The sequence below is a fragment of the Mesorhizobium loti CJ3sym genome (assembly GCF_000472785.1).
GTDB lineage: Bacteria > Pseudomonadota > Alphaproteobacteria > Rhizobiales > Rhizobiaceae > Mesorhizobium > Mesorhizobium loti_E.
On sequence record NZ_AXAL01000020.1, the window covers coordinates 59,554 to 73,856 of the forward strand.

10 protein-coding genes and 1 pseudogene are annotated in these 14,303 nt (G+C 55.3%); all 11 read right to left on the minus strand.

The features are described 5' to 3' along the window. Positions 1-66: 66 nt before the first annotated feature. The 11 genes and pseudogenes from A3A9_RS39445 to asnB all read right to left on the minus strand — a co-directional run bounded on the left by A3A9_RS39445 (position 67) and on the right by asnB (position 14,301). Complete coding sequence (locus tag A3A9_RS39445) at positions 67-1,296, minus strand: alkaline phosphatase family protein (protein WP_051402054.1); 1,230 nt, start codon at positions 1,294-1,296, stop codon at positions 67-69. 25 nt (positions 1,297-1,321) lie between these two features. Then, complete coding sequence (locus tag A3A9_RS42940; RefSeq protein ID WP_080680389.1) at positions 1,322-2,350, minus strand: ABC transporter ATP-binding protein; 1,029 nt, start codon at positions 2,348-2,350, stop codon at positions 1,322-1,324. Continuing rightward, a complete protein-coding gene (locus A3A9_RS0125245; protein ID WP_027033197.1) occupies positions 2,347-3,363 on the minus strand; it encodes an ABC transporter ATP-binding protein in 1,017 nt (338 codons plus the stop codon). Before A3A9_RS0125245 ends, A3A9_RS42940 begins: the two co-directional genes overlap by 4 nt. Before the next feature lie 35 nt (positions 3,364-3,398). Beyond that, entirely contained in the window at positions 3,399-4,913 is a 1,515-nt protein-coding gene (locus tag A3A9_RS0125250; protein ID WP_027033196.1) for an ABC transporter substrate-binding protein, read from the minus strand. Positions 4,914-4,983: 70 nt separating this feature from the next. Continuing rightward, positions 4,984-5,886, minus strand: coding sequence for an ABC transporter permease (locus A3A9_RS0125255; protein ID WP_027061207.1), 903 nt, complete (start codon positions 5,884-5,886; stop codon positions 4,984-4,986). A 2-nt stretch (positions 5,887-5,888) separates the two neighbouring features. Then, positions 5,889-6,800: an ABC transporter permease gene (locus tag A3A9_RS0125260; protein WP_027033194.1), complete on the minus strand. Its 912-nt coding sequence runs from the start codon at positions 6,798-6,800 to the stop codon at positions 5,889-5,891. A 713-nt stretch (positions 6,801-7,513) separates the two neighbouring features. After that, entirely contained in the window at positions 7,514-8,215 is a 702-nt protein-coding gene (phnF, locus tag A3A9_RS0125270; protein ID WP_027033193.1) for a phosphonate metabolism transcriptional regulator PhnF, read from the minus strand. Positions 8,216-8,614: 399 nt separating this feature from the next. Continuing rightward, entirely contained in the window at positions 8,615-9,391 is a 777-nt protein-coding gene (locus tag A3A9_RS39455) for a class I SAM-dependent methyltransferase (RefSeq protein WP_051371149.1), read from the minus strand. A gap of 344 nt (positions 9,392-9,735) precedes the next feature. Then, positions 9,736-9,935: pseudogene (nifH, locus tag A3A9_RS42945) on the minus strand (nitrogenase reductase); the annotation flags it as partial. A 620-nt stretch (positions 9,936-10,555) separates the two neighbouring features. Then, entirely contained in the window at positions 10,556-12,265 is a 1,710-nt protein-coding gene (locus A3A9_RS0125285; protein WP_027033191.1) for an aminotransferase class I/II-fold pyridoxal phosphate-dependent enzyme, read from the minus strand. 143 nt (positions 12,266-12,408) lie between these two features. Further along, positions 12,409-14,301, minus strand: coding sequence for an asparagine synthase (glutamine-hydrolyzing) (gene asnB / locus A3A9_RS0125290; RefSeq protein ID WP_027033190.1), 1,893 nt, complete (start codon positions 14,299-14,301; stop codon positions 12,409-12,411). Positions 14,302-14,303 lie beyond the last annotated feature (2 nt).

The window sequence follows — 14,303 nt, forward strand, 5'->3', positions numbered from 1 at the left end:
AACACCATTTTCTTTTCGGTTCGAATCAATATCGTCTCCTGGAGCGATATAACTGCTCATTGTGTATTATCGGAAAAGCGGGCAATCGGAAAATGTATCGCCGGGCAGTCCAAGGACGCATGAAAGCGTTGGAGTTAAGCGCGTCGCTTCAGCCCCTTCCGCGACCTCATTCGGAACAGCCGGCCCGGAAATAATGCAAACACGATCATCCGCAGCAGAGCCAGGTCGAAAACCATGGGTAGATTTGTATTTCGGACAGCCGACCGGTTGGTCTGCCGGATGGTGTGCCGGGGTCTCTTCGAAATCACATTCTGGCGGCGCCGTGAAAGTGGCAATTCTGTTGCGGAGTTCAATTGGTAGATGATCGCTATTCCAGGCCTCTGCGCCATACTGGAGCAATTTCTTGGTTACCTCTCGGCGGTCCATATCGCTTTCAACCAAAACGTGCAGCGTTGCACCTTCGGACTGCCACACCTTTCCCGGAATGATCAGGTCCGGCAAGATTGATGTTTTGATGTTACGGTGGCCATGATCGCTGACGATCGCAATCGTGTAATCATCACGCCGACCTGCCCGGCGCAGACTATCCAAACAACGACCAACGAGAGAATCCGCGAAAGCGATCGCGAAATGAGCTTCGTCGCTCCCATAGCCGAAGTCATGCTGGAAGGCGTCCGTGGCATTGATCTCCGTAATGAGAAGATCAGGTGCCTCTTCTGACTCGAGCAGACTGGCGGCCGCGGCGATCGTAAGCTGGTCACCGATAAGCGTCCTGGTAATGCTGGATACGCCGTCCGGCCCGCTGAATTCAGGTACGTAAGAGGGCAGCGGGATGGCCCCCAGTCGGCCGCGTGGATCCTTTATCTTCAGCAGTGACGGCGTACTCCCATCGCTGGGGATCTTGATGAAGCCCGGGCCACGCAGCCAGCAAGGTGGAACATAGATGGACGTATCTTCCGGCTTAATGAGGGCGTGCCCGATGCAAGCCACGTCGAGGCCGGCACGCGAGGCAAGAGTCGCAATCGTCGGAACGAGGAGGTGTTCTGCTTCAGCTGCAACAAAGGCGCCGTCACTCAGGATGCGATTGCCAAAGATACCATGTATCTCGGCTCCGACACCTGTGAGTATGGAAGCCCGACCCGGCATGGAGGTCGCTGGTACCGCAGAGCGCATGCGGCGTACGAGATATCCATCGGCTGCCAGTGACGATAAGTTTGGCAGACGGTTGGCATGTGCTTGGAAATAGTCGGCGCTCACGCCATCGATCATTATGAGAAGAAGTTTTCGATGCGTCATTGCAATCTAGCTCACTCAAAAGAGATTAACGTTTTATACATGCTATCCAGTGGCCTGCGCCGACTTGCCGAAGATCTGGCGTGACCTTGGCACATTCTGCGCTGGCAATTGAGCACCTCGTTCTAAAGACGCAGCCTGATGGAGGTGTAACAGCGCTCGGAACTTCGCCTTTCAGAACTACCCGTGCTCGGCGAAGACTTGGATGGGGAACGGGAAGCGCTGAAACCAGGGCTTCGGTATAAGGATGAGCGGGCGCATTTCGAAATATTTCGGCCGGTGCGATTTCCACGACCTTACCGAGATACATTACGATTACCCGATCTGCTATATGGCTAACCACTCGCAGATCATGCGAGATGAACAGGATCGTAAGAGCATGCCTTTCCTTCAGATCAAGAAGTAGATTAACGATCTGAGCCTGGACCGAAACATCGAGCGCCGATACGGGCTCATCGGCGACGACGAAATCCGGCTCGGTGGCCAGGGCCCTGGCGATGGCAATCCTTTGGCGTTGCCCCCCACTAAAAGCGTGAGGGTGACGCGAGCCGTGTGCTGGGGATATTCCGACTTGAGATAAGAGTTCGGCGATCCGTACCTGCCGCGCCTGCGTTGTCAGATGAGCTTTGTGGATTGACAGCGGGTCACCAACAATTTCCGCCACAGTCATGCGCGGGTTGAGGCTGCTATACGGGTCCTGGAACACCATCTGCATTTGCCGCCGAAAAGAATACATCTCTTTGGACGACAGAGCTGTCAGATCGGTCCCTTTAAATCGGATCCGACCGGAACTCGGCGTGACAAGCCGCAGCAAGCTCCGACCTAATGTCGTCTTGCCTGAGCCGGATTCGCCGACCACGCCCACGATTTCGCCAGGAGCAATGCAAAACGATATTCCATCGACGGCTTTTATGGATCGTTTCAACCTGAACGGTGAGATGTTGCGGAGTGGCAGATGGACGCGAAGGCTGTCAACTTCAAGCAAGGGCTTGCCACCATAGGTGATCGGGACTGCACCGGTTTCGGGCGTTTCAATATCGCTAATATTAGCATTCATAGGACAGCCTCCGGCTCCCCAGCGGCCTCCACGATTTGACGCCAATGCATGCAACGCACGCTGTGCCCGCGGACTGTTTCGAGGTCCGGTGGGCGGTAGGCGCAATCAGCGGCTGCATGGCAGCATCGTGGGCGAAAGGAGCAGCCAATTGACAGGTTTGCGAGGTCCGGAGGATCGCCGGGCACGGCAGAAAGCCGCCGGGAAGATCCGTCTCCGGAGTGGAGGCCCGGCCGCGCTTTTAGTAGACCGCGAGTGTAGGGCATCCACGGATCGTCGAATATCTGCATGACATCGCCTTCTTCGACAATTCGGCCGGCGTACATCACCAGAACCCGGTCAGCGATCTCGGCGACGACGCTGAGGTCATGCGTGATGAACAGCAGTGCCATGCCAGTGTCCGCCTGCAACTCGTGAAGGAGGCCGAGAATTTGCGATTGAACTGTCGCGTCGAGCGCTGTGGTCGGTTCATCGGCGATGAGTAACTTAGGGCGACACGAGAGTGCGATCGCGATCATTGCTCTTTGTCGCATGCCACCGGACAGCTGGTGCGGGTAATCGTCCAGGCGGCGTTGAGCGTCGGGAATACCGACGCGATCAAGCATTGCCTTTGCTTGCCGGCGCGCCTCACGAGCACTGCACTGTTTATGGGTTCGAAGAACCTCCGCGATCTGCTCGCCTACGGTGCAGACGGGATTAAGCGCCGCCGCGGGTTCTTGAAATATCATGGCAATTTCGTTGCCCAAGATCGTGCGTTGACGTCGTTGAGAAATCCGGAGAAGGTCCTCCCCTCCATAGAGGACCTTCCCCGCAACTACGCGCCCCATCGACTTTGGGATAAGGTTCAGGATAGAAAAGGCAGTTGCCGATTTGCCCGATCCGGATTCTCCGACAAGGCACACAGTACTCCCTTGCTGAACCGAGAACGACACATCTTCGACTGCTCTGACAGTGCGACCTTGGGAGTAGAAATAGGTGCGTAGATTTTCGACACGGAGAAGCTCGCTCTGTTTCATCCTAGACTTACCTAGTTGCTGGGAGGTCTAGCTTTTCACTTCGTGAAGTGAATGTTGTCGGGGCGAAAGTCCATTGTGTATTCGGTGTTCGGGAGCCACTGAATACCTGATCGGACCCCGTAGAATTCCGGTGCGCGGTACAAATACGTGCCCGGAGCTTCCTCCTCAAAAAGGTCGATCATCTTCTGGTAGATGTCGTGACGACGTCTCCTGTCGAGGGTCGTCTCGCCCTCCTCGGCCAGTTCGTCGAAGTGCGCCTCGTCTTTCCAAAGGTCCTTCGACCAAGTCATGTAGAGGGTGACCGCAGGATCCGTTGGCACGACCCAGTCAGAGCTGTTTCGTGCGGTAAGTACCGGATTGTCCTTGGTGAGTTGGGTCCATCCTTCATCGACGCGGACACTGGCATTTACGCCAATCGCCTTCCACATCTGCACGACGGCTTCCGCAACAGCGACGCCATTGGTGTAGTACACTGGGTGCGTCACGTAGAAGATCGGCTGCCCTTTGTACGATGATTCCTTAAGCAGCTGACGAGCTCGATCCGGGTCGAACGGCGGAGTCGGGCGATTGGGGTCATAAAGCTCGGGTCCCCATGCCTCGTATTGCGCCGAATGCGGAAGCGTGGCCTTGCCATCCCATAGGGCATCGACGAGCAACTGGCGATTGATCGCCAGATTGAGGGCCTGTCGGAGCTTCACATCGGCCATCACCGGATTATAGGTGTTGTATTGAATGAAGTGGTGGTTCATCAAGACACTGCGAACTTTGCAGCAACCCAGACTTTCCACGGCTTTTAATTGATCCGGAGGTATGCTGTTGACAATGTCGACTTCACCATTTGCAAGTGCAGTTATTCTTGCCGACACCTCTGGTATGGACCTGAACGTCAATCTGGAGATCGTGGGGCGTCCACGGAAGTAGGAGTCATTTGCTTTGAGATCGATGCTTTCATCAGGCTGGAGCTTGACGAAATCGAATGGACCTGTGCCCACTGGCTTTTGCCCAAAACCGCTTTCTCCGACCGACTCGAAATATGCCTTCGGCACGATTTCGCTGGTGTGATAGGCCAGCAGCTGAAGCAGGATCGGGCTTGGTGCCTTCGTCGTGATCCTCACAGTTAGGTCATCGACGGCGTCGATTCGCTCGATAACCTTGAGAAGATTCCTGGCTTCGACATAATCGGAAGCCGGATCCAGGATGCGGTCGAACGTGAATTTCACATCAGCACTGGTGAGAGGCTGACCATTGTGGAAATGAACATCGGGCCGGAGTGAAAACTCCATGGTGCGGTCATCGATCTGCTTCCAGCTCTCTGCCAAGCCGGGCACGAGTTCATAGGACGTCCGGTCTTTGCTTTTGGAAAAGTCCCTCGCGACCAGCGTATCAAACATGTTGTAGGTGATGGGTAAGTCCACATTCCCGAGAGCTAGCCCAGGATCGAAATTGGCGCGAACCGTGTTGACGCCAACGGTGAGTGGCGGCCTCGTATCCTCCTGCGCGACAGCGAAGGTCGGCAGCAGCATGGCGATGGCCAAGAGTAGTTTTCGCATATGGGGTCTCCAAGATTAAGGTGATGGTGGCTAGTCTTTCCTGCAGGAAATGGGATTGGAGCTGCGGCTCTTACGTGCGGCTCCGGGGATCGAGGGAGGCACGCAGCCAATCACCGATCGTGGCTGCCGCGACGGTGATCATAACGATCACGACACACGGAAATATCGCGAGCCAAGGTGTGGAGATCAGGTAGTTTCTGGCCTCGCCGAGTAGCGATCCGAGGGAAACATTTGGCGGCTGAACACCTACGCCGAGGAAAGAAAGTGAAGACTCCAGCACGACGATCTCGGCAAAGCTCAAGCTGGCCAGAACGACGACGGGCGAGAACGTGTTAGGAAGAACGTGACGCATCGCGATACGCCAAGGCGACGCCCCTGAACATCGAGCCGCTTCGATGAAACTGCGTCCTTGGAGGGCCACGACCTGCCCGCGGACGATGCGGGCATACCTATAGTAATCCGAAAAGCCGATGATCAGCACCAAAACGAGTGGATGCGTACCAGCTAATGCGACTGCTGTCAGAGCCACCAAAGTGGTTGGCACAGCGGCCTGCGCGTCAACCACAGCCGACAGGCATTGGTCGGCCCATCCTCCTAACGTTCCGGAAATCAATCCGCCCAGCGTGCCCGCGACGACGCCAATAAAGACACCGGCAAAAGCGATGAATAGCGTGGTGCGCGTCGCGAAAAGGAGGCGAGAAAAAACATCGCGCCCAAGATGATCAGTTCCTAACGGATGGTCGTCTGTGCCGCCTGCGAAAACAGGCGGCTGGAGACGACTCAACAGGCTTTGCTCGGAGATATCGTGTGGAGTGATTGCGGGAGCAGCTAAAGCCAACAAGATCATAAGAAACAGAATGGAGAGCGAAATGATCCTCGCTGCCGGCGGGCGGCCACGCCGGGGCGGAGCCAGAACAAGCTTGTCTTCGGTTTCGCCAACAATTGGTTCCGACACGCGGATATCAATGCTCATGATCACCTCTCACGTATCCTGGGATCCAGCAGGCCGTAGGCAACATCGACAAGAAGGTTGGCGAAGATAATCGCTGCCGAGAAAACCAGAATTCCGAATTGAAGCAGGGCGAAGTCGCGTTTCATGACAGCATCGATCACGAGACGCCCTGCGCCAGGCCAGGCAAAGACTGACTCCGTCACGACCGCGCCCGCAACTAGGCCGCCGAATTGCAAACCCATAATAGTCAAGACAGGGAGTATTGCGTTCCTCAGCCCGTGCTTCAGCACGACAACAGCTGGGCTCAATCCTTTGCTGCGGGCATAGCGCATGTAATCCTGCGCTAAGACCTCAAGCATGCAGGTTCGGACGAGGTGAGCTGTGTTCGCGCACGTCGCAAGAGCGAGCGTGATCACGGGCAGAATAAAATGTTTCCACGTCCCCATGCCGCCACTCGGCAGAAGCCTGAGGGAGAGGCTGAAGATTAAGATGGTGGCGATGCCGACCACGAAATTTGGGATAGCCTGCATCACAACTGTTGCAGTCGTGAGCGAACGATCGAAGAGACTATTGTGACGGAGCGCAGCCCATAGGCCGCCGCACAAGCCGATGGCGACAGACAACACAAACGCTGGAACGGTTAAAAGAAGAGTGTTGGGGACCCGCTCCATAAAAAGTTCGACAACTGGTCTTTTGGAGAAGAAACTTTGCCCAAAATCTCCCCGAAGGAGCGCTTCGCCATACCTTAGATATTGTGTTGCGATGTCATCATTCAGTCCAAGCTTTGCCCTAAGCTCAATTCGTTGTGCTTCGGGCATCTCTGGCGGCATAAGGAAGCCTGTTGGATCTCCCGTCAACCGTGTCGCAAAAAACACGATGGTAAGAATTGCCCATAAGGTAAGTGCGCTGCGTAAAGCTCTAGAGATGAAGAACACAGGTCTTGCTCCACGCAACAGCCTGAAGGGCTATGAGTGATGTACAGATGTCTAGGTATCTTAGGAACCTTCGTGTAACGCTTTGATGACAATGGGACCAAGGAATTTGGTTTTCCTGCAAACGGGGAGAGCTTTGGTCGATGTACCGCCTCAGCCAGAGCCGGTTACGCAGCCAGCGTTGTTTGCGTCCCTCCGGCTTCAGCTAGCCCTGCTCCATCGCTGGCCATGAGACCGAACCCTCAGAATTTGGTCAGCCGGCGGGTCGTTTGCGGGTGATCGAACGTTGACTCTATCGGGTCGGTCACAAAAAAGCCGACTGCCAGCCACCCGGCTGCCGCGTCTTCGAATTCGCGCACCTTAGTCCGGCAGCTCGGTGTGAGTGGAGGCGGGCAATGGGTGAGCGCGATGGCACGGCGCTACCGGCGGCATTCGAGCCAGCTTTCACTTGGCAGCGCGTGGCGGGAGCGGCGTGAGCCCGGCCCGCATGGAGCACATCGGATCGATGGAGCACCGCTCGTCACGACCAAACCTGGCGAGTCCCTTCTGAGCTTCTTCTTGTATGCGGCCATAAAGCCGCGCGCCGATCGCCCTTGGCTCTGTCGTAATTCCCCACAGGCGCTAACTTCATCGTGACACCATCCCCTGCAAAGCGGGCCGGCTAATCCGCGGGTGCATCAGCGAATTAGCCACGGTTTCGCGCCGAATTCTCCGTGCTAATCATTGATTTCGATAAGATATTCATATCTGTCGCTTCGTATGACGCTGAATTCATATTTGATCGGCAACCCATCGGGGGTTACATCGACATTGGTCTCAACCAGTACCGGGCTGGACGACGATATCCGTAAGTGTTGTGCCTCCTGCTGGGTGGGTCTTCGTGCCGTTATCCGTGTCCATTTCCGCTTGTATTCCAGAATACCGCAGCGCCTCAAGGCGACAGTGAAGGAGCTTACTCCTTCGAACGCAACTGCAAGACCCGGAGCTCGGCTGATTGGAACGTGGCTCGATCCGGTGGCCAAGGGCCAGTCATTGAGGAACGAAACCCACCTGACCTCAGTAACCAACACTAACGGAACGATCCTCAAACGCTTTGCGATATCGGGTTCAACGGAAGTCTCGTAGACCGACAGTATCTCTCGCTTCACCGATTTGTTCTGACCGAGGACTTTGTAAGTGACCCTGCGATCGCTGTTCAGCCTAGGTGAAACGAAATCATCCGCAACAAAAGTCCCGACACCGTGCTGAACCCGCAAAGCGCCTTCAGATTCCAGGGCCTTGATCGCATTGCGTACCGTGTGGCGATTTACACCAAATCGTTCTGCTAAGACGAAGTCGCCAGGCAAGCGCCCATCCTCGAACGCACCAGCATCGATGTCACTGAGGATAGCAGATCGAACCACTTCCCAGCGCTTCATACCTCACGACCTTCCTTTCCGACTTGCGTCAACAACCTTCTCCGAAGGAAAAAGGACTGGGGAAGACCCGACGAGCGGACCACCGGCAGCCAGCGGTTGACGTCTACTGATTTGCGCGAACAGCCCTGGTCATGCGTAAGGCCGGAGGGTGGCTGGAGCGAAGTGCCGAGGGGCCGTTAGGCACATGCGTCGTCATGCGCTCGGCGGATTTCGTCGTGATGATTTTGTTTGGGGCACCATCTCGCCAGACATCGCAAGCAACCATATGGTCGATGGAATAATAACCGACCGGGGCGACGCCAGCGGCAAGCAACCCGTCGATCCGGTTCAGCCCCAACATCAGCCGCGACCGAAGCTGCGTGGCGAGCGCACGGCGTTTTCGATGGCGACACACAATTCTCATGGTGTTTTGCGAAATACCGACATGTACTGCCAAGATGCGTTGTCAAACGGGCGCCTATGCCAGTCTCCGTAACGCTCGAGAAGCTCAAGTCCGCTGATCTTTGCGAGCAAGTCGAGTTCCGTTGGATAAACATATCGCATTTTAATCGGCATCGTCCGGCTTCCGCCCGGTGTGATCCAAAGGTCTTGAGAAACAAAAAGTTGTCTAGGTCTGTCATGCCTGGTAAATCGCACCATCGCGCGCCGTTCATCGATATGAATAACGGTCGTTCTTTGGTCACCATAGAAGCCTGCGCCTGAAAAATTCTCAGTATCTGGATAGTACAAGTGCACCACAAAGCGACCGTCAGGCTTTAACGACTTCGCGACCGATTCAAAGCAGCCAATTTGTTGACCGACGGTCACCATAAGTGAAAAAGTGCTATTAACGCAGTAGACGAGATCATATTGAGTGCCCAGGTCAAACTCTGCCATGTCGCCAAGGTGCGTTGTGACCAAATCGCCACCGGCTTTGGCACGAAGCGATGCAAGCATCCTTTGCGAGTTATCGAGACCGTGAACCGAAGCTCCCGTCGCCGAAAGGGGCAAGGCGATGTGGCCGTTTCCTACGCCCAGTTCGAGCGTGGTTCCGTTCCTTGCGAAGGGCGTGAGAAAATTGACTGCCCGCGCGTTCTCGACGGACTCATTGAGCGCTTCCACATATTCATCGTAGACATCGCCCCATATTTCACCATAGGCGGTGTAAGCGTCCTTCACTTGCGCATGATCTTTCATGACGTCTTCCTCAATTGCCTGTCCAGCCAGTATGTTGATACAGGCCCTTCGGAAATCGCCCGCCAGAGTTGCGCATACTGGTTTCGTGTTGCCACAGGTCACACTGCCTCGGGCTCGCGAGTACGGGCCTTATCTTTGCCGGCCATGGGTGCTTTCGTGAGCTATTCTTCATCCAAAAATCTGACTTCAGCTCGAACAATGATGAAGTGCGGCGGAAAGTCCGTTTTGTAGAATTTCGCTTGGTGTTTCGGCGGATAATTTTGATGCATGTCGTTTCGAAAGCTCTTGCCAGCAACAGCTTGGCTCGAAGAGGGTGAGCTCGGGGGCGAGAGGACAGCCGACCTTGAGCATGACTTTGCCGCGAGATGCAGGGCCGTATCCTGCGTGCTTTCGAGTTCATTATCAGACGGCTGTCGGCTTCGGGTCACAGCCGACGATGCGGATCTTCTGCCCGAGGTCGACAAGGGCCGCGAGATTTTTTTTGGGAGGCGGTGAACTGCCGATGCCCCCTGCCGTAGAATGCGATCTGACGCAGACCTAACATGTTGCTTCACTTCCTCCGTTCCCATCCATCACGACTGCCCGCGACATGAACGCTGGTCGACAGCTCTCGCTGCCTGTGCCGAAGCGATTCAAAACTCGTGCCAACTCTGGCCGATCGAGCCGAACGAAACTTTGTGGCTGCTTTTCATCGATTTAGCCTGAGCAAAACAGGAGATCGGCTAAGGCTGTGTTGCGAATCCGACAAAGGCGACAAGCGATGTCGGATGGCGTGTTTGAGACGACGGCCTCGGAGGCCGGAAGGAAGTCAGGGGGCCTCGGGTGGCGAGACTAGGCGATTTTGATCGGAAGACCGCGGCAGGGAAGGCGGTTTACGCAAACTTGCGTATCGCTCCAGGTGCGTTTTGGCTCAGCGTCGACCCTACTTGTGCGGCCGCCATCGGGACGCTTTGCCGCCAATGGGGCACGTAGTCTACCAAGTATCCTATGTCGCGGGCGACCTACCTTCGGAAATATTGAATCGCGCCGTCAAATCTCGGATGCACACTTCGCCATTGGCCTGATGATTTCGACGAGCCTTTTATGACGGTTATAAATAAGACAACGTGCTTTCCTCTCGCGGAATATGAAAAGGACCAGTCAGTTCGAAGCGTACATGTCACGTCAGACATTGGTCTCAGAGACGGTAGATGAGTGGCTTAAAGTGCGCCGCAGGGTTTTTGCCAGCCTCTCGTTCTCCGCCCGACTTCGAACCGTCAGGCGAAGATATCGATCTGCGTCGTCCATCGCTTGGTAGCCGCATTCTCTTACAAGGACGGATTCAAAGAGAACGAGGCGGCGCTTGAGCTCAGCGGCGGATACCGAATTTTCAGGCAGCCGGCATAGGATGAAATTCGTTTGCGAAGGAACTACGTCGAGACCCGGTACCGTCTGCAGCTCCTGGATCAACAGCTCTCTATCCTTTCTTAACAGTCTCAGACTGTCTTCCAGTTCCTCTGCGAATTCGGGCAGCAGGAACAGTGTGTATTCCGCAATGCCGTTGATGTTCCACAACGGCAGTTTCCGGCGCACGGCCGCAACCAGGGCGGGATCGCCAGCCAAGAGGTAGGCGAGCCGGATTCCGCCGAGTCCGAAGACCTTTCCAAGGCTCTTCACCACGATCAGATTGCCACAGGACTGCACCAGATTCTCAACGCTGTTTGATCGGCCGTCGGCGGGAAAATCAATAAACGATTCATCCACGATCAGCCGCAGCCCGCGAGACCCTAGACCCTCGGCCAGCCATGCCACGTCAGCATAATCAACAAGTCGACCGGTCGGATTGTTTGGATTTACAACGATTGCCGTATCTGCGCCTGTCGCCGTTGCGAATTCCAAGAAAGCTCGAACGTCGAGATCGAAATAGGGCGGAGCGAGGACGAAGTTGTTCTTTCGTTCGTCATCGAGTGGCGTTTGAAAGCCGGCGAACGTGGGCGTGGGAATCGCGATTGTGGGGTTCAGCACTGAATAGAGCGCCTGGATGAGATCGGTCACCCCGTTTCCGACTGCAATAAAGTCCGGCTGCTGCGACGTCATCGCGCCAACAACTGAAACGATATCGATCTGCTGAGAAGGATAACATGTTAACACGCCTTCAAGCCTCGTCGCCAGCCGGTCGTAAAAAGCCGTCGGAGGGAAACGGGTATTGCAAAGAAGCATGTGCTCGGCGATTGGCTTACGCCAATAACCTCCGACGCTCGTTTCCAGACGCCGCAGCAAGTTCTCCTTGTCACATCGAAATTCCGCTATGGATGCGTCGACACCGTCGCGAATATCGAGCAGTTCGGAGCCAGCATTCAACTCATCTGCAGGGAGCGCCATCTCCAGCCCGGACAGACCCACGGCTAACGTGCTCAAGGTCTGACGTCGAACGTCAGATGCCGCGCCGTGGCTTTCAGGTAAAAAATTGCGTAGAACATCCGCACTCAATCGATAAATCCCGGTCGGTGCGTCGGGCCGCCAGGCAGAGCCGCGCAATCCGCTGTCGGTATCGATTCCGTCAAGAACCTCGCTGTCGAAAAACGGCGTTCCCCATATTAGGAGAGTGTCACCCTCATGATCCCGTAGCCTCTCAATGAGGTCGCTGTGATGCGCAGCGCGCCACGAAAGGGTATTTGTGCTGTCCTGTAGGCAAAACCTCTCGGATATGCCGCTGCTTAAATTTTCAACGAGAGCGACATCTTCAATGCCGTTTTCGGAACAGGCGTTGACGAGACGGTCCAAGAGCGGCTGACCGCTGATCGGGACCAATGGTGCATCGTAACTGCCGCTCCACAGATGTATTTTTGGCGTTCTGAAATCGAGGATAAAAACGGCACGAGTTGTACCTACCATTTCGGGGCTCCTTTCTTACAAGACGCAAAAAGTACGAATGGAAGCCCCTCCATCCCCAAATGAAAACGACGAACAGGCGATCGAAATGTCCGTATGCGTTCATATCGGCGTCATCCGGAGCTTATAGGGGGCTCGGATATTCGTCATGAGAATACCTCTTTGAAGAATATCCCAAGGTTGGCCAGCAGCCAGAACTTCCGGCCAAACGAATCTGAAGGATTTCGTCGTCCGGCCTTGAACCAACGCCGCAAAGCAGCAGGGTCGAACAAATCTCCCAGCGGAGAGTCCTTATCAAACAACAGCCTTCGATATTCCGTTGCTCCCTCGCCCACGGCCCACTGGCCCAATGGAAGCGGAAATCCCATCTTTTTGCGAGATAGAACAGATTTGGGCAAGACGCTCCGGTATTCCCTTCGCAAGGGGTATTTTGAGACGTCGAGACGTTCACTGAAGGAAGCAACCGGATGCCAAAGTGCCTGGGCCGAAGCGATTGGAGACCTCCACCTCAACCGCTGGGAGCCGGGCATCGCCATTGCGGCGGTGACGAGCTGGTGATCGGTATAGGGGACGCGAGCTTCAAGCCCAGCTGCCATTGTGGTGTTGTCAACCATTTCCAGCAACGCGGGCAAATGCGTAGAGACGAGAACATATGAGATCTTGCTAAAGAAATCTCCGCCCGCCTCCGCAAATTGAGTCGAGAAATGATCGAAGAGCTCCATCTCGTGCTCGGTTCGCATCTGGCCATCGATAGCAAGTGAACGGATCTCATCAGCCGGGAAGTAGCTATAGCGCTCCAGGAAGAACTGCAGCTGACTGCAATGGACGCCGAGTCCAAGGCGTCGACGTGCGATCTGAGCAAGAGCAGGTGGCAATGCGGTGATGATTTTGCTTCGGTTGTAATCATACGGTGTACGGAACAATCGGCTGTAACCAGCAAAAATCTCATCGGCGCCCTCGCCCGTGAGTACGACTTTGTGCTCCTTCGAAATCGCCTTTGCGAGCGTGAACATGGCGGTTTCGTTATGCATTCCAAGCGGATGTCCACGCAGGCGAACCAGCTCCGCTACAGCGTTGATATCGGAAGGTTCTCCAATTGGGACGACCCGGTGAGTGAGCCCGAATTCGGCGGCGACCTCCATCGCATAGGCCGTTTCGTCATAATCGGGGGTCTCGACCTTGCCGGTATAGCAGACCGGACGGATTTGGGAGCGAGCGGATGCCTCATAGGCCAGGATGCTCGAGTCAAGTCCACCGGACAACAATGCGGCGACCGGTACGTCAGCCACCAGCTGACGTTCGACGGCGCTTCCAAATAGTCTCCTTATGTCGGAATAGTCCGGCTTCGATCGCGAAATTCGCGCGGACAGATTCCACCAACGTTCGGACGTGTGTCGCCCATTTCTTATTTCGAGGAGATGTCCGGGCTCTAACTTGGAGATCCCGGCGAACAGCGTTCTGGCGCCGACAACCGCGCGATAGGATAGAAAGCTGAGCGCGCCGATCATGTCAGGTCCGTGCATTACGCCCGGCCAGCGAATGAGAGCGTTCGGCTGCGACGCAAACAGAAGCCCAACATCGCAAATCGTGTAGTAGAGGGGTTTTACCCCCAAACGATCTCGGGCGATGAGAACAAGCGATTTCCGTGGATCGAAAAGCGCGAAGGCAAATATCCCGTCAAGGCGATTTAGGAATGACTTTCCCCAAGCAATATAGCTAAGAATTAGAACCTCGGTGTCGGACACCGTCGAAAAGGAAAAGCCCATATCCCTCAATTCAGCTTTAATTTCCCGATAGTTGAATATCTCGCCGTTGTACGTTACCACCACTCCGGTATTGGCATCGCGATAGGGCTGATTGGCTCGAGAATGAGCGTCGACAATCGATAGCCGTCGATGCGCGAATGCTACCGATTGATTAATGTATAGGCCGCTGGCATCAGGTCCGCGATGAGCGAGAGCGTCAGCGCAACGCTCAACGGCCGCAGCACAAACGGGTGTTCCCTCGTTTTTGAGGACTATCCCAAAGATTCCGCACATTG